We start from the raw sequence: 19,781 nt of genomic DNA, 5'->3' as shown, positions 1-19,781 counted from the left end.
GTGTTTCAGTCCGTCGATCACATCCAGCAACGCCTGCCGCAACGCGATGACGTCGACGTTTGCGCCCGGCCTGGCTGCGCCGCGCGCATCGACGGCCTGCGCGTCAGATTCGACCGGCTCCGCCGCGGCCCGCTCGCTGCCCGGCGAATCGAGCCGGTTGCGCGCACCGTTGATCGTGAAGCCCTGCTCGTACAGCAACTCGCGAATCCGCCGGATCAGCAGCACTTCGTGATGCTGGTAATACCGCCGGTTGCCGCGCCGCTTCACCGGCCGCAGCTGAGTGAATTCCTGTTCCCAGTAACGCAGCACATGTGGTTTGACCCCGCATAGTTCGCTGACTTCGCCGATCGTGAAGTAGCGCTTCGCGGGAATCGGAGGCAAGACGACTTTCTCAACCGTGGTGGTCATCGTCGGTTAACCGTCGGTAAGGGTGCGCGGCGGCCGCGCGGGGCGTGGGCGCGCGTATTACTCCGCGCCGTTTTCGACTAGCGCCTTCAGCTTCTGGCTCGCGTGGAAGGTTACCACCCGGCGGGCCGCGATCGGAATCGCCTCGCCCGTCTTCGGATTGCGGCCCGGACGCTGCGGCTTGTCGCGCAGCTGGAAATTGCCGAACCCCGACAGCTTGACGCTTTCGCCGTTTTCGAGCGCGTCGCGGATCACTTCGAAAAACGCCTCGACCATGTCCTTCGCTTCACGCTTGTTCAGCCCGACGCTGTCGAACAGCAGCTCCGCCAGTTCCGCCTTCGTCAGCGTCGGCGTCTCGGCGGACGCCGGCGCCGACGCGTCGCGGTTCATCGCGCTGCGTTGCGCCGTCAGGAGGGCTTCGAATTCACTCGAGGTCATGTCGTTCATATCTGCCATACAGCGCGTTGAATCAAAACTTACGATGGAAAAAAGCCGCCCGCGAACGGGCGGGCCCTCTCCTTAGCCGCGCAGGCGCGCACCGGCACGAGCCATTCGCTCGACCAGCGTCTGAATCGCCTGATCGACGACCTCGTCCTGCAGCGTGCCAGCCGCGTCCTGCAGCGTCACGCGGAAGGCAAGGCTCTTCTCGTTCGCGGCAAGACCACCGGAAGTATTTGATTTTGCACGAAATTCGTCGAAGAGTACAACCTTCTGAACGAATCGGCAGGCCTCTTCGGCAAGCGCCTTCTTCATTTCGTCGAAAAGTGCCTGAACCTCGACCGCCTGATCGACGACAACGGCGATATCGCGACGGACCGGCGGAAATTTCGACACGTCGGTCGGCGCGGGCAGCGTACGGGTAATCAGCGCGTCCGCGTCGATTTCGAACATCACCGGCGGGTGCGGCAGCTCGTATTTCTGCATCAGGCGCGGATGCAACTCGCCGATCCAGCCGACCGCGCGGCCCTCGACTTCGATCCGTGCGCTGCGGCCCGGATGAAGGGCCGGATGCTCGGCCTTCACGAAACGCGCAACCGCCGGCGCGAGCAGCGCTTCGAGATCGCCCTTCACGTCGAAGAAATCGACCGCGCGGGTCGCCACGCCCCACTGCTCGTCGAGTGCCGGACCGTACGCCAGCGCGCCGACGCGCTTCGGCTGCGCATGACCTTCGACCGCCAGCTCGCCGGCCTTCACCGACGGATCGGCGATGAACACGCGCCCCGATTCGAACACGCGCACGCGATCGGCGCGGCGGTTCAGGTTGTGGCGCAGCACGGCGATCAGGCTGCCGAACAGCGTCGTGCGCATCACCGAAAGCTGGCTCGCGATCGGGTTCAGCAGGCGGATCGGGTTGTCGTTGCCCGCGAAATCGTGCTCCCACTCCGCATCGACGAAGCTGAAGTTGACGGTTTCCGCGTAGTCGCGCGCGGCAAGCGTGTGACGGATATCGTGGATCGAACGTCGCGTCTCGTGGGTCGCGCGCATTTCGCTCGTCGCGACCGGCGGCCGCGCCGGGATCTTCTCGAAACCGTAGATGCGCGCCACTTCCTCGATCAGGTCTTCCTCGATCTCGATGTCGAAGCGATGCGACGGCGGCGTGACGAGGAACGCGTCGTCTTCACGCTCGAACGGCAGGCCGAGGCGCGTGAAGATGTCCGCGATCTCGTCGGCGTCGATCTTCACGCCGATGATGCGGTTCGCGCGCGACACGCGCATCTTCACCGGCGCGCGCTGCGGCAGGTTCACCGCCTGATCGTCGACCGGGCCGGCCTTGCCGCCGCAGATCTCGAGGATCAGCTGCGTGATGCGCTCGACGTGCTCGACGGTCGTCGCGTAATCGACGCCGCGCTCGAAGCGATGGGCCGCATCGGTCGAGAAGTTGTACTTGCGCGCGCGGCCGCGGATGCTGTCCGGCCACCAGAACGCGGCTTCCAGGTAGATGTTGGTCGTATCGAGCGTGACGGCCGTGCTGTCGCCGCCCATGATGCCGGCCAGGCTTTCGACCTGACGGTCGTCCGCGATCACGCCGACCGTTTCGTCGAGTTCGACCGTGTTGCCGTTGAGCAGCTTCAGCGATTCGCCGCGCTTGCCCCAGCGCACTTCGATGCCGCCGTGGATCTTGTCGAGATCGAACACATGCGACGGGCGGCCGAGTTCGAACATCACGTAGTTCGAGATGTCGACGAGCGCGGACACGCTGCGCTGGCCCGAGCGTTCGAGGCGCTCGACCATCCACTGCGGCGTCTTCGCATGCGCGTTCACGCCGCGGATCACGCGACCCGAGAAACGGCCGCACAGATCGGGCGCGGCAATGCGCACCGGCAGCGTTTCGTCGAGCTCGACGTTCACCGGGCGGATGTCGACCGGCGTCAGCGGCGCGCCGGTGATCGCGGCCGTCTCGCGCGCGATGCCGAACACCGACAGGCAGTCGGCCTTGTTCGGCGTCAGCTTGATTTCGAAGATCGTGTCGTCGAGATTAAGGGTCTCGCGGATGTCCTGGCCGACCGGCGTGTCTTCCGGCAGGATCAACAGCCCGCTGTGATCCTCGGACAACTTCAGCTCGCGCGCCGAGCACAGCATCCCCTGGCTCTCCACGCCGCGCAGCTTCGACAGCTTGATCGCGAACGGCTTGCCGCCCTCTTCCGCCGGCGGCAGTTCCGCGCCCACCAGCGCGACCGGCACTTTGATGCCGGGCGCCACGTTCGGCGCGCCGCAGACGATGTTCAGCGTCGCGCCGGTGCCGGCGTCGACCTGGCAGACATTGAGCTTGTCCGCATCCGGATGCTTGACGACTTCGAGCACGCGGCCCACGACGATCTTCGACGTCGGCGGCGCAGCCTTGCTCAGCGATTCGACTTCGAGCCCCGCCATCGTCAGCGCGTGCGACAGCTCGTCGGTCGTCAGCTGCGGGTCGACAAAGGTTCTCAACCAGGATTCAGGGAATTGCATGGATGTCTACGTTCGAAACAGGTTAGATCGACGCCCGGAGCCCCGTCGGAAACGTCCATCGGGGGCGTGCGCGGGCACAGGTCGGCGCGGCGAGCGGCGTTATGCGAACTGGCGCAGGAAACGCAGGTCGTTCTCGAAGAACAGCCGCAGATCCTGGACGCCGTAGCGCAGCATCGTGAGGCGCTCGAGGCCGCTGCCGAACGCGAAACCGATGTAGCGCTCGGGGTCGAGGCCCATGTTGCGGATCACGGTCGGATGCACCTGCCCCGAGCCGGAAATCTCGAGCCACTTGCCGGCGTTCTTGCCTTGCTCGAACATCATGTCGATCTCGGCCGACGGTTCCGTGAACGGGAAATACGACGGACGGAAGCGCACGAGGATGTCGTCGCGCTCGAAGAATTTTTTCAGGAAGTCGGTATAGACGCCCTTGAGGTCGGCGAAGCTGATGTTTTCGTCGATCCACAGCCCCTCGACCTGATTGAACATCGGCGAGTGGGTCGCATCGCTGTCGACGCGATACGTGCGGCCCGGCGCGATCACCTTGATCGGCGGACGGTTCATGCGCGCGTAACGCACCTGCATGGGGCTCGTGTGCGTGCGCAGCAGCAACTGGCGGCCGTCGGCATCCTTGCCTTCGACGTAGAAGGTGTCCTGCATCGAACGCGCCGGATGGTTCTCCGGGCTGTTCAGCGAAGTGAAGTTGTACCAGTCGGTCTCGATCTCGGGGCCGTCGGCCACGTCGAAACCGATCGAGCCGAAAATCTGTTCGACACGCTCCCACGTGCGCATCACGGGGTGCAGGCTGCCTGCGCCGGCGCCGCGGCCCGGCAACGTCACGTCGATCGCTTCGGCGGTGAGGCGCTGATTCAGCAGCGCGTCGGCCAGTGCCTGGCGACGGGCGATGAGCGCGGCTTCAACCTGCTGCTTCGCGACGTTGATGCGTGCGCCTTCGGTCTTGCGTGCTTCGGGATCGAGCTTGCCGAGGCCCTTCAGCAACTCGGTCAGCGCACCCGATTTGCCGAGAAATCGTGCTTTCTCGTTTTCGAGCGTGGTGATGTCGGCAGCCTGTTCGAAGGACTGCTGCGCGTCGGCGACAATCTGGTCCAGATCCATAGATCCCATCATTTCCAACGTCATTCGGTCTTGGCGAGCGAATCCGCCCACCAAACAAAAAAGGGGCTCGGAAGAGCCCCGTTTTCGCTGCAGCGGCCGAGACTACCGGAACCTCGCTGCAACTAACCACGCAGTGCTAATTTCGCAATTAGGCTGCAACGGCGGCTTTCACCTGCTTGACGATCGCAGCAAAAGCAGCCTTGTCGAACACCGCCATGTCGGCCAGGACCTTACGGTCGAGTTCGATCGACGCCTTCTTCAGGCCGTTGATGAACACGCTGTAGGTCATGTCGTGCTGGCGAACTGCCGCGTTGATACGCGTGATCCACAGTGCGCGGAACACACGCTTCTTGTTGCGGCGATCGCGGTACGCGTACTGACCAGCGCGCATCACCGCCTGCTTGGCGATGCGGTAGACGTTATTGCGGCGGCCGCGATAACCCTTGGCCAGGTTGATGATCTTCTTGTGGCGGGCCCGTGCGGTTACCCCACGTTTGACTCGAGGCATGTTTCTCTCCTTGGAGTATCAGTTGAGGGGTTACGCGAACGGGAGCATCGCGCGGACGGAGTTCAGATCGGAATCATGAACTGCCGTTGCGCCGCGCAGATGGCGCTTGTTCTTCGTGGTTTTCTTGGTCAGGATGTGACGCTTGAAGGCTTGACCGCGCTTGACGGTACCGCCCGGACGCACCACGAAGCGCTTTGCAGCGCTCTTCTTGGTCTTCATCTTAGGCATGACGAACAACTCCAGTTTATTAGATGGCGATGGGTGTGCGGTTGGCTTGCGCCCTTGACCCGCCCTTCGAAACCCAGTCCACTTGTGTACGGCGCACCGCTTGCGCAGCCGCCGTCATCGTTGGCGCGCCGCCCTGACCGGGCAACGCGCCGAACCACTGTCGAACCTGCGCGCGAGGCGCGCGGGCCCGTTACTTCTTTTTCTTCGGCGAGAGCACCATGATCATCTGGCGCCCTTCCATCTTCGGCATCTGCTCGACCTGGCCGACTTCCTCGAGATCCGTGCGCAGACGCTCGAGCATCCGCATACCGATTTCCTGGTGAGCCATTTCACGGCCGCGGAAACGCAACGTGATCTTCGTCTTGTCGCCCTCTTCGAGGAAGCGCACGAGATTGCGGAGCTTGACGTTGTAATCCCCGTCATCGGTACCCGGACGGAACTTGACTTCCTTGACCTGGATGACCTTCTGCTTCAGCTTCGCTTCGTGCTGCTTCTTCGATTCCTGGTACTTGAACTTGCCGTAATCCATCAGACGGCAAACCGGCGGCACCGCTTGCGGCGCGATCTCCACCAGGTCAACATCCAGTTCTTCCGATTTACGGAAAGCGTCAGCGAGTTTTACGATACCGAGCGGTTCGTTCTCGATCCCGACCAGGCGCACTTCCGGCGCAGTGATTTCACCGTTGATGCGGTGCGACGACTTATCAGTAGCGATGTTACGTTTCCTCTAAAAATTAAAAAAACGAGCCGCGCTGCCAGGGCGGTTACTTGAACGAGCGCAGGTCTTCCTGCAGACGCTCAACGAAGGCTTCGACCGGCATTACGCCAAGATCGACGCCGCCACGGGCACGCACGGCTACCGTTTGCGCATCACGCTCCTTATCGCCCACGACGAGGAGATAAGGCACCTTTTCCAGCGTGTGCTCGCGTATTTTATAGCTAATCTTCTCGTTGCGCAAATCGGCCGCCACTCTAACCCCTTGTTTTTGCAACGTTTGGGTCAGAGACTGCGCATATTCGGCCTGACTTTCGGCGATATTGAGCACAATTGCCTGGTACGGCGCGAGCCAAACCGGCATTGCACCAGCATGGTGCTCGATCAAAATGCCGAGGAATCGCTCCATCGAACCGACGATCGCGCGGTGCAGCATCACCGGCCGGCGGCGGCTGTTGTCTTCCGCGACGTACTCGGCCCCCAGGCGCTCCGGCAACACCATGTCGAGCTGCAGCGTGCCGCACTGCCACGAGCGGCCGAGCGCATCCTTGATGTGGTACTCGATCTTCGGACCGTAGAACGCGCCCTCACCCGGCAATTCTTCCCACGTAAGGCCGCAGGCCGTCAGTGCATCGCGCAAACCCTGCTCGGCACGATCCCACGTCTCGTCCGTACCCGCACGCTGGTCGGGACGCAGCGACAACTTGATGTCGATGTGATCGAAACCGAAGTCCTTGTACACGCTCATGGCCAGCGTGTTAAACGCGATCGATTCCGAGATGAATTGGTCTTCCGTACAGAAGATGTGCGCATCGTCCTGCACGAAGCCGCGCACGCGCATCAGGCCGTGCAGCGCGCCCGATGCCTCGTTGCGGTGGCACGAGCCGAATTCCGCGTAACGCAGCGGCAGATCGCGATACGAGCGCAGGCCGTGCTTGAACACCTGGACGTGGCCCGGGCAGTTCATCGGCTTGATCGCGTAGTCGCGCTTCTCCGACTCCGTCGTGAACATGTTCTCGCGATAGTTCTGCCAGTGGCCCGACGCTTCCCACAGCGAGCGGTCCATGATCATCGGCGTCTTGATCTCGAGATAACCGGCTTCGTTGACGCGGCGGCGCATGTACTGCTCGACCTGCTGCCACAGCGCCCAGCCCTTCGGATGCCAGAACACCATGCCCGGCGACTCTTCCTGCATGTGGAACAGGTCGAGCTGCTTGCCCAGCTTGCGGTGGTCGCGCTTTTCCGCTTCCTCGAGCATGTGCAGGTACTGATCCTGGTCTTCCTTCTTCGTCCAGGCCGTACCGTAGATACGCTGCAGCTGCTCGTTCTTCGAATCGCCGCGCCAGTACGCGCCCGCGACCTTCATCAGCTTGAAGACCTTCAGCTTGCCGGTGGACGGCACGTGCGGGCCGCGGCACAGATCGGTGAAGCCGCCGTGCGAGTACAGCTTGATTTCGTCGCTTTGCGGAATCGATTCGATGATCTCGGCCTTGTACTTCTCGCCGATGCTGCGGAAGTAACCAGCCGCTTCGTCACGCGACACGACACGGCGCGTGACCGGCTCGTCCTTCTTCGCGAGTTCCTGCATGCGCTTTTCGATCTTTTCCAGATCTTCCGGCGTAAACGGGCGGTTGTACGAGAAGTCGTAATAGAAACCGTTGTCGATCACCGGGCCGATCGTCACCTGCGCGTCCGGATACAGCTCCTTCACCGCATACGCGAGCAAGTGGGCGGTCGAGTGGCGGATGATGTCGAGGCCGTCGGCATCCTTGTCCGTGACGATCGCGAGCGACGCGTCGCGGTCGATCACCGTCGACGTATCAACGAGCTCGCCATCGAGCTTGCCACCAAGCGCAGCCTTCGCAAGGCCGGGACCGATCGAGGCCGCAACCTCGGCAACTGTCACCGGATGCTCGTATTGTCGAACTGAGCCGTCAGGCAAGCGTATCGAAACCATAGCAATCTCCGTGATGCCGACAGTGGGCGGCAGACCAGGTACGCGAGATCGAACTCACGCGTCAAAAAATTCGCGACAAAAAAAATGCGGCCCCGCTTTCGAGGGGCCGCATTCGATACTTCACTCAGACTGAAAGGGCGAAAACGTTCCTCGACTAGCGTCGCTCCGAAGTGGTTTCGGTCAACGTTCGCGGTGTCATAACCGTATTCGCCTTGTTCGCGTTGAGTTGTGTACTGCACTGAACACCCGGAGGCCGGGCATTCTCAATTCGTTGGTAGGCTCGATTGGATTCGAACCAACGACCCCCACCATGTCAAGGTGGTGCTCTAACCAACTGAGCTACGAGCCTAGAGAAGCTAAGATTATATGGAGCGGCTACCGACTTGGCAAGTGTTTTATGCGGTCGCAGCAAAACAATGTCGTTCCAACCCTATCACGATTTCCGCCCTGCCCGCACGACGCCCTGCACCTCGCCGAGCAGCGTGCACGCGCGCTGCACCTGCGCCGAATTCGATACCTCGACCGTGAACTGCATGAATGCCGCATTGCGGCGACTCTGCGTCTTCACGCCCACGACATTGATCTTTTCGCGTGCGAACACTTCGGAGATATCGCGCAGCAACCCTTGCCGGTCGCTCGCCTCGATCATCAGGTCGACCGGATACACGGACGCGCCGCGCCCGCCCAGCACGTCGGCCGACCAGGTCGTCTGCAACACGCGCTCCGGCGCGCGCTCGACCATCCGGCGAAACGTCGGGCAGTCGCTGCGATGAATCGACATTCCCTTGCCGCGCGTGACGAAACCGCTGATCGGATCGGGCGGCGCCGGACGGCAGCAGCGCGCCAACTGCGTCAGCAGCGCGTCGACGCCCACCACCAGCACGCCGGTCGACGCGCCGTGCGCGACGCTCGCGCCGCTGCTGCGCTTCTCGAAATCGGCCGGCGCCTCGGGCGCCGGTTCCGGCGGCGGCGCATCGGACAGCGCGTGTTCGACGTTGCGCAGGCTGAACTCTTCCTTGCCGACGACCGAGAACAACTCCTCGGGTGACTTGAAGCCGAGCTTCGCGGCGAGGTTGTCCAGGTTGACCGACGTCTTGCCCTCGCGCTGCAGCGTCTTTTCGACGAGCGCGCGCCCGTGCGCGACGTTTTCTTCCTGCTCGATCGAGTTGAACCACGCACGCACCTTCTGCCGCGCGCGCGAGCTCTTCAGGTAACCGAGCTGCAGGTTCAGCCAGTCGCGCGACGGCCCGCCTTCCTTCACCGCGACGATCTCGACCGTCTGGCCGTTCGCCAGCGACGTGTTCAGCGGCACCATCACGCCGTCGACGCGCGCGCCACGGCAGCGATGGCCGAGCTCGCTATGCAGGTGATACGCGAAATCGACCGGCGTCGCGCCCTGCGGCAACGCGATCACGCGCGCCTGCGGCGTCAGTACATAGATGTGGTCGTCGTCGAGCGACGTCTCGCGCAATTGCGCCCACGCCTGGTCGCCCGACACTTCGGTGCCGTCCTCGACGTCGTCCTTCCACGCGAGCAACTGGCGCAGCCACGCGATCTTCTCGTCGTACTTGTCGCTCGCGGAGAACTGGCCGCCGTAGCCGCGCGCGCCGGCCTCCTTGTAGCGCCAGTGCGCGGCGACGCCGTACTCGGCGAAACGATGCATCTCCTGCGTGCGGATCTGCACTTCGAACGCACGGCCGTCGTCGCCGATCACGACCGTATGCAGCGACTTGTAGCCGTTCGGCTTCGGCCGCGAGATGTAGTCGTCGAATTCCTTCGGCACCGGCTGCCACAGGTGATGCACGATGCCCAGCACCGCGTAGCAATCCTTGATGTCGGGCACGATCACGCGAAACGCGCGCACGTCGTACAGCTCGGAGAAGTCGAGCTCCTTGCCGCGCATCTTGCGCCAGATGCTGTAGATATGCTTCGGCCGGCCGCTCACGTCGGCCTGGATGTGCGCTTGCGCGAGCTCGTGCTGCAGCCGCGCGATCGCCTGCGTGACGTACGCCTCGCGCTCGATGCGCTTCTCGTCGAGCAGCTTCGCGATCCGCTTGTAGGTGACGGGATCCTCGAAGCGGAACGCGAGATCCTCGAGCTCCCACTTCAGTTGCCAGATGCCGAGACGGTTCGCGAGCGGCGCATAGATCTCCAGCGTCTCGCGCGCGACGTCGGGCGGCGGATCGAGCTTCGCGGCCGCGTAGTAGCGCAGCGACTGCAACCGCGACGCGAGCCGGATCAGCACCACGCGGATGTCCTGCGCGAAGGCGAGCAGCATCTTGCGCAGCGCCTCGATTTGCGTGCGCCGCTCTTCCGCCGCGTCGCGCCCGGAGTCGGGCTTCGCGGCATTCTGCGCGGCGCGCAGGCTGACGGTGCCGAGCCGCAACAGCTTGCGCACGTCGGACACGAGCCGCGCGACTTCGTCGCCGAAACGCTCGGTCAGCTCGCGCTCGGGGTCGCTCAGGTGCGGCGTCAGCACGAACAGCGCGGCGGCCTGCATCGCGTGCGGATCGACGTTCAGCGTGCGCATGATCGCCGCCGTGCCCGCCGAGTGATCGGCGAGCAGCTCGCCGGACGACAGGCGCGCGTCGCCGGCCCGCTCGCGCACGAACGCGAGCACGTCGTCGAACGACGGCGCCGCGACGGGAGAGGCGGAAACGGATTCGGTCATTGCACGGCCTGCCGGAATACGGTCATCGTCGGATAACGCTCAGCTCCGCTGCGCGGCGACGACCACGATCTCGACGAGCAGCGCCGGATCGGCGAGCTTCGCCTCGACGGTGGCGCGCGGCGGCGTGTTGCCCGGTGCGACCCATGCGTCCCACTCCGCATTCATGCCTTCGAAGTTCGCCAGATCCGAGATGTAGATCTGCACTGACAGCAGATGCGCCTTGTCGCTGTTCGCTTCGGCGAGCAGGCGATCGATGTGGCCGAGCACTTCGCGCGTCTGGCCGCGGATGTCCTGCGTGGTGTCTTCGGCGATCTGGCCGGCCAGATACACGGTACCGTTGTGGATCGCGGTTTCGGAGAGACGGGCCCCGACGTGGTGACGAATGACTGCCATGAAAATGTTCCGGTCGTGATGGATAGGAAATCGGGCGGCGGCACGGCCCGCGTGCCGCCGAACCGCATATTATGACGCGTTTATGCGCCGCCTTCGACGAAAAACCGCCGTGCGAGCGCAATCTGGTCGGCGCTGACGAAGGCCGGCGCATGACCCGCCCCCGGAATCTCGACCTGCGTCACGTGCCGGCCGCGACGGACCATTTCGGCCGCCGTCTCGCGCGACAGCAAGTCGGACGTCTCGCCGCGCACGACGAGGAGCGTCGCATCCGTCGTCTCGATCGCACGCCACAGCGCGGCCTCGCCAAGCGCGGCCAGTTCGGGCGTCGTCGCCTTGAACGGCTCGGCGATGCGCGGGTCGTAGCGCATCGTCCAGCCGCCTTCGGGCAGTTCGTGCAGCAGCGGCCCGTTGATCTCGCGCCACTCGTCGGCGCTCAGCGCACCGAACGGCAGCGACAGCGACGTCAGGTAGTCGATCCCCTCCTGCTCGGTCGCAAAGCGCGGCTGCACGCCGAGGTACTCGCCGATGCGCGTCAACGAATCGGGCTCGATGCGCGGGCCGACGTCGTTGACGATCATCCGGCGCAGCGGCGAACCGGGGAGCCCGGCGAGCGCCATGCCGATCAGGCCGCCCATCGACGTACCGAACCAGTCGACCGATTCGACGTCGAGCCGTGCGATCAGCGTCACCATGTCGGCCACGTACTGCGGAATCGCATAGTGCCGCGGATCGGCCAACCGGTCCGATTGGCCGCGCCCGACGACATCGGGGCAGACGACGCGATACGTATCGGACAGCGCAGCGGCAAGCCGGTCGAAATCGCGCCCGGAGCGGGTCAGGCCGTGCACGCAGACGAGCACGCGCGGATTCGCGGGATCGCCCCACTCGGTATAGGCGACGTGGTGAAGGCCGGCCGCGCTCGCACACTGCACGCGCCGCTGGCGGGGAACCGGGGGATTCGCTGGGATCGTTGGCATCGTTGGCATCCTGTCGAACGGGGGCGACGCGCGGGACAACGCTTGCGGCGCCCGATGCAAACGATTGTAAACCGCTTCGGAATGACGGGGCGCCACGCGCTCCGGCCCACCACCCGGGACGGGTTCAATCGTTGCGACGCCACGCGTCCCGCAACTGCTCGCGCAGGAAATCGACGAATGTCCGCACCCGCAACGGCACATGGCGAGCGCCGGGATAAACGGCATGCAACGGCGCGGCGGATGCCTCGAAGGCCGGCAGCACACGCACGAGCCGGCCGGCGTCGAGATCGGCGCCGACGTCCCAGATCGACTTCAACGCAATGCCCGCGCCTTCGAGCGCCAGCGTACGCGCCGCGCCGCCGTCGTTCGTCAGCAGCGCGGCCGTCACCTCGACCGCCACGCCGCCTTGCGCGCCATCGAACCGCCATTCGGCACGCGGCTGGTCGCCCATCACGATGCATCGATGCGCACGCAGCTCGGCCGGATGGGCGGGCCAGCCGTGCGCCGCGAGATAGCCCGGCGACGCGCACAGCACGCGGTGATTCGGCGCCAGCTCGCGCGCGATCATCGTCGAATCGGCGAGATTGCCGATCCGCACGGCGACGTCGATGTCGGCTGCGAGCAGATCGACGACCGCATCGGTCAGCATCAACTGCACGGTCAATTGCGGATGCCGCTGCTGAAATGCCGCGACGAGCGGCGCGATTCGGAGGCGGCCGAGTTCGCCGGGCGCCGTCACGCGCAGCACGCCGCTGACCGTGCCGCGGCGGTCGCGCATCAGCGTTTCCGCATGCTCGACTTCGGCCAGGATGCGCAGGACCTGCGCATGAAACTGCGCGCCGTCGTCGGTGAGCGTCTGCTGCCGCGTCGTCCGGTGCAGCAGGCGCACGCCGAGCCGCGACTCGAGATGCGCGAGCCGCTTGCTGACGACCGACAACGACAGGTCGAGCTCGCGCGCCGCCGCCGACAGGCTGCCGGCCGATACGATCCGCGCGAACGTATCGAGCGCGGGGAAATCGTCGATCAGCGTCATGGCGCCCGCCTCACCCCAACCTTTCCTTTTTTCGAAGAATCCATTCGCTTCTTGCCCGTATTTGCATTCAGAACGGAAACCTACCATACCTGTTCCGCGTCGTCGCATGACGCTCTTCACAGGACCCTTGCAACCATGTCGATCCGCCTTCGTTCAGCCGCCCGCCCTGTCGCGCACGCCTTCGCGGCAGCCGCTTGCGTCGTGGCGCTCTGGCCCGCCGCCGCCCGTGCCGCCGATCTCGTCGCGCCGCACAGCCTGACCATCGCGGCAGGCTTGCCGGCCGCGCAGGCCCGCGCGCAAATCCTGGCCGCGCGCCGCTACGGCAGCTTCTGGAATACCGGCGACCCCGCACTCGCCCGCGCGGCACTCGCCACCGACTTCACCGACCGCACGCTGCCGCCCGGCCGCGAACAAGGCGCAGCGGGGCCGCTCGCGGCCTCCAGCACGATGCGCGACGCGATCCCGGATCTGCGCTGCGACATCGAACAGATGATCGTCGCTGGCGACCGGGTCGTCGTGCACCTGCATTTCCGCGGGCATTTCACCGGCGCGTTCAACGGAACGGCCGGGCACGGGCAGGCAATCGACTTCATCGCGACCGATATCTACCGGATCGACCACGGCCGGATCGCGGAAAACTGGCATATCGAGGACAACCTGACGCTGATGCGTCAGCTCGGGCTCGTCGGCTGACGGAGGAGACGATGACTCACGGTAACGACACGCCCGCGACGCCGCTGCCGCGCCGCACCTTCCTGGCCCAGGCCGGCGCCGGGCTCGCGGCTGGCGTCGCGCTGGCCGCAAGCACGTCCGTGCGTGCCGGCGCGCCGGTGCCGGCGCCCGCGACACCGGGCGCCACGCCGTTCTGGCCGGACGGCGCGCGGCTCGTGATCTCGATCTCGATGCAGTTCGAGGCGGGCGGACAACCGCCCACGGGCGCGGACAGTCCGTTTCCGGCCGTCGCGTTTCCGTCGTCGGTGCCGGTCGATCTCGCATCGGCCACCTGGTTCGCGTATGGCTACCGGGAAGGCATTCCGCGCCTGCTCGACCTGTGGGACCGGCACGGCGTGAAAGTGACGTCGCACATGATCGGGGAAGCCGCGCGCCGGCACCCCGAACTGGCGCGCGAGATCGTATCGCGCGGCCACGAAGCCGCCGCGCACGGCCCGACGTGGCGCGCCCAATTCGCGATGAGCCGCGACGACGAGCGCCGCTTCCTGACCGACGCGCGCGACATGGTCGAAGCGGCGACCGGCCAGCGTCCGACCGGCTACAACTGCAACTGGCTGCGGCGCGGCCCGCAGACGTTGTCGCTGCTGCAGGAACTCGGCTATACGTATCACATCGACGACGTCAGTCGCGACGAACCGTTCATCGAGACCGTCGGCGGCCGCGATTTCGTGGTGGTCCCGTACACGCTGCGCAACAACGACATCCTGCTGATCGAAGGCCGCCACTACTCGCCGACGATGTTCGTCGAGCAGATCAAGCTCGATTTCGACCAGCTGTACGCGGAAGCCGGGCAGCGGCGCAGATTGATGTCGATCAGTGCGCACGACCGGATCAGCGGCACGCCGCAGATGGTCCGCGCGTGGGACGACTTCCTGCACTACGCTCGATCACACCCCGGGGTCGCTTTCATGCGCAAGGACGACATTGCGCGCTTCGCGCTGCACAGCCCGTCGACGCTGCGCGAGACCGAAACGATCTGACCGGATTCCGTTCAACTCACCACCCAGGAGAGACTTTCATGGACGATCTGCTCCACGGAAAGACAGTACTCGTCGTCGGCGGCAGCTCCGGCATCGGCGCCGCCACCGCAGCGGCATTCGCGCGGCGCGGCGCGCGGGTGACGATCGCTTCGCGCGATCCACGCCGGTTCGACATCGACGCCCTGCCGGGCGCGCACGTGCGGACCGAAACGCTCGACATCACCGATACGGCGGACGTCGATGCGTTCTGCGCACGCGCCGGCCAGTTCGACCACGTCGTGATTTCTGCCGCGAAGACGGCCACGGGCGCGGTCCGTGCGCTGCCGCTCGCCGACGCGCAGGCAGCGATGAACAGCAAGTTCTGGGGCGCCTACCGCATCGCCCGCGCGATCGATATCGCGCCCGGCGGCTCGCTGACGTTCGTGTCGGGCTACCTGAGCGTGCGGCCGAGCGCGTCGTCGGTGCTGCAAGGCGCGATCAACGCGGCGCTCGAGGCCCTCGCCCGCGGGCTGGCGCTCGAGCTGGCGCCGGTTCGCGTGAACACCGTGTCGCCCGGCCTGATCGCCACGCCGCTGTGGGACAAGCTCGCGCCCGACGCACGTGACGCGATGTACGCCGGCGCCGCCCAGCGGCTTCCCGCACGCAGGGTCGGCCAACCGGAGGATGTCGCGAATGCGATCCTGTATCTGGCGGTCACGCCCTACGCAACCGGCTCGACGGTGCTGATCGACGGCGGCGGCTCGATTGCGTGACGCGTGCGTGCGTTCATGACAAAACGCCCCGCGTTCCGTCGGGAACGCGGGGCGTCGAGGATCACGCACCAGGGTAGTGCTCAGGCCACGGCGCTGACGTCGAGCGGTGCGCCCGTCTTCGCCTGGATCTCGTCGGCGCTCACGCCGTCGGCCAGTTCGAGCACCTTCAACCCGGCCGGCGTCACTTCGATCACGCCGAGATCGGTGATGATCAGGTCGACCACGCCGACACCCGTGAGCGGCAAGTTGCATTCTTCGAGGATCTTGTGCTGATCGCCCTTTGCGACATGCTCCATCAGCACGACGACACGCCCCACTCCCGCGACGAGGTCCATCGCGCCGCCCATCCCCTTGATCATCTTGCCCGGGATCATCCAGTTCGCGAGGTCGCCCTGCTTGCTGACCTGCATCGCGCCGAGGATCGCGAGGTTGATGTGGCCGCCGCGGATCATAGCGAACGAATCGGCCGACGAGAAGATCGACGAACCGGGCAGCGTCGTGACGGTCTGCTTGCCGGCGTTGATCAGATCGGCGTCGACTTCGTCCTCGGTCGGCGACGGGCCGATGCCGAGCAGGCCGTTCTCCGACTGCAGCCACACCTCGACGCCGTCCGGCACGTGGTTCGCGACGAGCGTCGGCAGGCCGATGCCGAGGTTCACGTAGAAGCCGTCCTGCAGTTCCTTCGCCGCGCGCGCGGCCATCTGGTCACGATTCCAGGCCATGTCAGTCTCCTTTCGCGCGTACGACGCGTTGTTCGATGCGTTTTTCGGGCGTCGCGTTCAGCACGATGCGCTGCACGAAGATCCCCGGCGTATGGACCTGATCCGGATCGAGCGTACCGTTCTCGACGATCTCCTCGACTTCGACCACGGTGATCTTGCCGGCCATCGCGCACATCGGGTTGAAGTTGCGCGCGGTGCGGCGATAGATCAGGTTGCCGGACTTGTCGGCCTTCCACGCCTTGACGAGCGCGACGTCGGCCGTCAGCGACGGCTCGAGCACGTAGTGGCGATCGCCGAACTGGCGCGTTTCCTTGCCTTCCGCGATCACGGTGCCGTAGCCGGTATTCGTGAAGAACGCGGGGATGCCCGCACCGCCCGCGCGCAGCTTTTCGGCGAGCGTGCCCTGCGGCGTGAATTCGAGCTCGAGCTCGCCGGCCAGGTACTGCCGCTCGAACTCCTTGTTCTCGCCGACGTACGACGAGATCATCTTCTTGATCTGGCGCGTTTCCAGCAGCAGGCCGAGGCCGAAACCGTCGACGCCCGCGTTGTTGCTGATGCAGGTGATGCCCTTGACGGCCGAATCGCGCAACGCCGCGATCAGCGCCTCGGGAATCCCGCACAGGCCGAAGCCGCCCACCGCGAAGGTCTGTCCGTCACGGACGACCCCCTCCAGCGCGGCAGCCGCGCTTGGATAGACTTTGTTCATCAGTTGTCCCTTCCTCTATGGAAACCAGCAAAACCGGTTCACGCGCCACGTGGCGCAAGCCCGCCGCACCATTCTATGCATGCGCGGCAATGCCTGCGTCGAAGCACGCTGTTTTTATGTCGCGACACACCGCCGCGAGATGCCTGAAAGGGTACGATGCGGCGCGGATGCGGCACAATACGCAAAAATACATAAGCATTTCCCTCCGCCTGCCTGCGCCATGCCCGATCTCGATTACCAGACCGCCTTCCACCTCGCGCCGCTCGGCCTCGTGCTGTCGCGCGACCGCGTGATCGAGGACTGCAACGACGCGCTCGCGTCGATCTTCCGCTGCGCGCGGGCCGACCTGATCGGGAAATCGTACGCGGTGCTCTACCCGTCGACGGACGAATTCCAGCGAATCGGCGAGCGCATCGCACGCGTGATGGTCGCGAACGGCGTCTACTCGGATGACAGAATCATGAAACGCGCGGACGGCGAGCTGTTCTGGTGCCATGTGACGGGCCGCGCGCTCGACCGCACCGCGCCGCTCGCGGCGGGCGTCTGGACCTTCGAGGATTTGAGCGCGACGCGCCGCGTCGCGGTCGAGCTGACCCCGCGCGAGCGCGAGATCGCCGCCCAGCTCGCGACCGGCAAGACCAGCAAGCAGATCGGGCGCGTACTCGACATCAGCTCGCGCACGGTCGACATCTACCGCGCCCGGCTGATGCGCAAATACGGGACGAACAATACGCCGGAGCTGCTGCAGCGACTGCTCGGGCAGTGAGCGCGCATTGCGTCGCAGCGCTCGAATGACGATCGGCCGCACGCGGCGGCCGACCGGGGGAAACAACGGGCACGGCGCGCCACCGACGACCCGGTGCCGGCCTGCCGGTATGCACGCTCAGCTGACTTTCGTCGCGAGCGCGCGCTCGATCGTGTCGCGCAGCAGGGGCGGCAGCGGCACCGACTTGCCGAGCGCGTAGTCGACCCACACGCAGCGCGCGTTGCCGCGTGCGTAGACATGCTGCGGATCGTCCGCGCGCGTGAGCTCGAACCCGGTATCGAAACTGCTTCGGCCGGGCTTCGCGGCCGACATCCTCGCGATCACGTCGCCCGGATAGTGCAACTGCTTGAGGAATTCCATCGACGCGGTGACGATGACGGGCCCCTGCCCCTCGCCGTTGCCGCCGGCAATGCCGAGCTGCTCGAACCACGAGATCCGCGCCTGCTCCATGTAGCGGAAATAGACCGTGTTGTTCACATGGCCGAACGCGTCCATGTCGCCCCAGCGGATCGGCATCGACATCTCAAAAACGGGGGAGTAATCGCTTGTTGCGCTCATTGCAGTCTTCTTCGTTGCTGAATGTCACCCGCTCAGGCGAGGCCGAAGCCGTCGTCCGCGGAGATGATCGAGCCATTGATGAACTGCGACTCGTCGGCCGCGAGCAGCAACAACAGCCCATCGAGATCCTGCGGCTTGCCGACACGCCGGCGCGGCAGCATCGACTGCAGCTTCTGGCCCTGCTCGGTTTCCCACAGGTAGTGATTGATTTCGGTATCGATATAACCCGGACAGATCGCGTTCACGTTGATCCCGTGACGCCCCCACTCCAGCGCCATCGCACGCGTCATCTGCACGACCGCGGCCTTGCTCATCGCGTACAGCCCGATCTGCGGGAACACGCGCAATCCGGCCACCGACGCGATGTTGATGATCCGGCACGGCGGCTTGCCATTGCCGCCGCCGTTCGCGCGCATGATCATCCGCTTCGCGACTTCCTGCGCGACGAAAAATGCGCCGCGCGTGTTCGTATCGAACACGAACTCGAAATCCGCCGGCGTCACGTCGACGAGCTTCTGCATCGTCGACACGCCCGAATTGTTCACGAGAATGTCGATCGTGCCGGCTTCCGTCTCCGCATGCGCGACGGCCGCCTTGATGCTCTGGACATCGGTCACGTCGAGCGACACGACGTGCGCGGCGCCACCCGCCGCCTCGATCTCCGCGCGCAGCTCCTTCAGGCGCTCGACGCGGCGGCTCGCGAGCACGACCTTCGCGCCGGCTTGCGATAGCACCTGCGCAAAACGCTGCCCGAGGCCGCTCGACGCGCCCGTCACCAGCGCAACCTTGCCTTCCAGATTGATCGATCGACCCATTTGACCATCCCCTTTCGATGTCGTTTCGCCAGCCCCGGCGGCACAGCCCGGGCGGCATTACCCTAGCACAAAAAATAGAACGATCGTGCTAATCTACCCGCATGTTGTTGCGGCAAGCGTTTCGTTTCGCAGACAATACGCTCCCGAATAAAAGCATTCTAACGGTTAGAGGAACGCCAATGACCCCCGCAAGCCTCATCGAGCAATACGGCCCGCGCGAATCGATGGAATACGACGTCGTGATCGTCGGCGGCGGCCCCGCCGGGCTGTCGGCGGCGATCCGGCTCAAGCAACTGGCCGCCGAGAAAGGCACCGAGATCGGCGTGTGCGTGCTCGAGAAGGGTTCCGAGATCGGCGCGCACATCCTGTCGGGCGCGGTGATGGACCCGCGCGCGATCACCGAGCTGTTTCCCGACTGGAAGGAGCGCGGCGCGCCGCTCGACGTCGAGGTGACGGAAGACCGCTTCCTGTTCCTGTCCGAGAAGAGCGCGGTGACCACGCCGAACTGGGCGCTGCCGGACAACTTCAAGAACCACGGCAATTACGTGATCTCGCTGGGCAACGTCACGCGCTGGCTTGGAGCACAGGCCGAGGCGCTGGGCGTCGAGATCTTCCCGGGCTTCCCCGCCGCGGAAATTCTTTACAACGACGACGGCTCGGTCAAAGGCGTCGCCACCGGCAACATGGGCGTGGGCAAGGACGGCGAGCCGACCGAGAACTTCCAGCTCGGCATGGAGCTGCACGCGAAGTACACGTTGTTCGCCGAAGGCTGCCGCGGCCACCTCGGCCGCCAGCTGATTT

General features: G+C 65.1%; 21 protein-coding genes and 1 tRNA gene. 5 read left to right on the top strand and 17 right to left on the bottom strand.

What is annotated here, in order from left to right; genetic code table 11:
* From AP428_RS04605 to AP428_RS04545, 13 genes are all read right to left on the bottom strand, one after another.
* The coding region (locus AP428_RS04605) for a MerR family transcriptional regulator (RefSeq protein ID WP_054927674.1) at window positions 1–408 on the bottom strand (408 nt) is incomplete at its 3' end.
* Between the two features lie 57 nt (window positions 409–465).
* The gene (locus tag AP428_RS04600; protein WP_040144036.1) at window positions 466–852 is read right to left on the bottom strand and encodes an integration host factor subunit alpha; all 387 of its coding nucleotides are present in this window, start codon (window positions 850–852) and stop codon (window positions 466–468) included.
* Between the two features lie 72 nt (window positions 853–924).
* Window positions 925–3,354 (bottom strand): phenylalanine--tRNA ligase subunit beta, encoded by a 2,430-nt coding sequence (pheT, locus tag AP428_RS04595; protein ID WP_054927673.1) that lies wholly within the window; start codon window positions 3,352–3,354, stop codon window positions 925–927.
* Window positions 3,355–3,453: 99 nt separating this feature from the next.
* Complete coding sequence (gene pheS / locus AP428_RS04590; RefSeq protein ID WP_054927672.1) at window positions 3,454–4,467, bottom strand: phenylalanine--tRNA ligase subunit alpha; 1,014 nt, start codon at window positions 4,465–4,467, stop codon at window positions 3,454–3,456.
* Window positions 4,468–4,615: 148 nt separating this feature from the next.
* Entirely contained in the window at window positions 4,616–4,975 is a 360-nt protein-coding gene (gene rplT / locus AP428_RS04585; protein WP_004192938.1) for a 50S ribosomal protein L20, read from the bottom strand.
* 30 nt (window positions 4,976–5,005) lie between these two features.
* Entirely contained in the window at window positions 5,006–5,203 is a 198-nt protein-coding gene (gene rpmI / locus AP428_RS04580; RefSeq protein WP_004191477.1) for a 50S ribosomal protein L35, read from the bottom strand.
* A gap of 190 nt (window positions 5,204–5,393) precedes the next feature.
* The gene (infC, locus tag AP428_RS04575; protein WP_071734130.1) at window positions 5,394–5,918 is read right to left on the bottom strand and encodes a translation initiation factor IF-3; all 525 of its coding nucleotides are present in this window, start codon (window positions 5,916–5,918) and stop codon (window positions 5,394–5,396) included.
* 49 nt (window positions 5,919–5,967) lie between these two features.
* Complete coding sequence (thrS, locus tag AP428_RS04570) at window positions 5,968–7,875, bottom strand: threonine--tRNA ligase (RefSeq protein WP_006476187.1); 1,908 nt, start codon at window positions 7,873–7,875, stop codon at window positions 5,968–5,970.
* Window positions 7,876–8,147: 272 nt separating this feature from the next.
* Window positions 8,148–8,224, bottom strand: a tRNA-Val gene (locus tag AP428_RS04565).
* Between the two features lie 84 nt (window positions 8,225–8,308).
* Entirely contained in the window at window positions 8,309–10,546 is a 2,238-nt protein-coding gene (locus tag AP428_RS04560; protein ID WP_011694268.1) for a bifunctional (p)ppGpp synthetase/guanosine-3',5'-bis(diphosphate) 3'-pyrophosphohydrolase, read from the bottom strand.
* A gap of 39 nt (window positions 10,547–10,585) precedes the next feature.
* On the bottom strand, window positions 10,586–10,939 hold the full coding sequence (locus AP428_RS04555) for a RidA family protein (RefSeq protein ID WP_006486103.1): 354 nt from the start codon (window positions 10,937–10,939) through the stop codon (window positions 10,586–10,588).
* Window positions 10,940–11,019: 80 nt separating this feature from the next.
* A complete protein-coding gene (locus tag AP428_RS04550) occupies window positions 11,020–11,916 on the bottom strand; it encodes an alpha/beta fold hydrolase (protein WP_054927671.1) in 897 nt (298 codons plus the stop codon).
* Window positions 11,917–12,040: 124 nt separating this feature from the next.
* Window positions 12,041–12,949, bottom strand: coding sequence for a LysR family transcriptional regulator (locus tag AP428_RS04545; protein WP_054927670.1), 909 nt, complete (start codon window positions 12,947–12,949; stop codon window positions 12,041–12,043).
* A 135-nt stretch (window positions 12,950–13,084) separates the two neighbouring features.
* Here AP428_RS04545 and AP428_RS04540 point away from each other — a divergent pair, with 135 nt between their 5' ends.
* The 3 genes from AP428_RS04540 to AP428_RS04530 are packed head-to-tail and all read left to right on the top strand — an operon-like array spanning window position 13,085 to window position 15,413.
* On the top strand, window positions 13,085–13,642 hold the full coding sequence (locus AP428_RS04540) for an ester cyclase (RefSeq protein WP_054927669.1): 558 nt from the start codon (window positions 13,085–13,087) through the stop codon (window positions 13,640–13,642).
* An 11-nt stretch (window positions 13,643–13,653) separates the two neighbouring features.
* On the top strand, window positions 13,654–14,661 hold the full coding sequence (locus AP428_RS04535) for a polysaccharide deacetylase family protein (protein ID WP_054927668.1): 1,008 nt from the start codon (window positions 13,654–13,656) through the stop codon (window positions 14,659–14,661).
* Window positions 14,662–14,699: 38 nt separating this feature from the next.
* Window positions 14,700–15,413, top strand: coding sequence for an SDR family oxidoreductase (locus tag AP428_RS04530; protein WP_054927667.1), 714 nt, complete (start codon window positions 14,700–14,702; stop codon window positions 15,411–15,413).
* Window positions 15,414–15,493: 80 nt separating this feature from the next.
* Here AP428_RS04530 and AP428_RS04525 read toward each other — a convergent pair whose 3' ends face one another.
* Window positions 15,494–16,135, bottom strand: a complete 642-nt coding sequence (locus AP428_RS04525) for a CoA transferase subunit B (protein ID WP_054927666.1) — start codon at window positions 16,133–16,135, stop codon at window positions 15,494–15,496.
* A gap of 1 nt (window position 16,136) precedes the next feature.
* The gene (locus AP428_RS04520; protein WP_054927665.1) at window positions 16,137–16,841 is read right to left on the bottom strand and encodes a CoA transferase subunit A; all 705 of its coding nucleotides are present in this window, start codon (window positions 16,839–16,841) and stop codon (window positions 16,137–16,139) included.
* Window positions 16,842–17,061: 220 nt separating this feature from the next.
* Here AP428_RS04520 and AP428_RS04515 point away from each other — a divergent pair, with 220 nt between their 5' ends.
* Window positions 17,062–17,607, top strand: a complete 546-nt coding sequence (locus AP428_RS04515; protein ID WP_012328362.1) for a LuxR C-terminal-related transcriptional regulator — start codon at window positions 17,062–17,064, stop codon at window positions 17,605–17,607.
* A 117-nt stretch (window positions 17,608–17,724) separates the two neighbouring features.
* Here AP428_RS04515 and AP428_RS04510 read toward each other — a convergent pair whose 3' ends face one another.
* The gene (locus AP428_RS04510) at window positions 17,725–18,165 is read right to left on the bottom strand and encodes a thioesterase family protein (RefSeq protein WP_054927664.1); all 441 of its coding nucleotides are present in this window, start codon (window positions 18,163–18,165) and stop codon (window positions 17,725–17,727) included.
* 32 nt (window positions 18,166–18,197) lie between these two features.
* On the bottom strand, window positions 18,198–18,980 hold the full coding sequence (locus AP428_RS04505; RefSeq protein WP_011545236.1) for an SDR family oxidoreductase: 783 nt from the start codon (window positions 18,978–18,980) through the stop codon (window positions 18,198–18,200).
* Between the two features lie 179 nt (window positions 18,981–19,159).
* On the opposite strand from AP428_RS04505, the gene AP428_RS04500 reads away from it, so the two are divergent.
* On the top strand, window positions 19,160–19,781 hold a 622-nt coding region (locus AP428_RS04500; RefSeq protein WP_156349297.1), incomplete at its 3' end, for an NAD(P)/FAD-dependent oxidoreductase.

Source organism: Burkholderia sp. E168m22 (assembly GCF_001319805.1).
In the GTDB taxonomy this organism is placed as follows: Bacteria; Pseudomonadota; Gammaproteobacteria; order Burkholderiales; family Burkholderiaceae; genus Burkholderia; species Burkholderia orbicola.
Note: the sequence above shows the minus strand (reverse complement) of the source record. Positions and strands in the feature narration are given on the sequence as shown.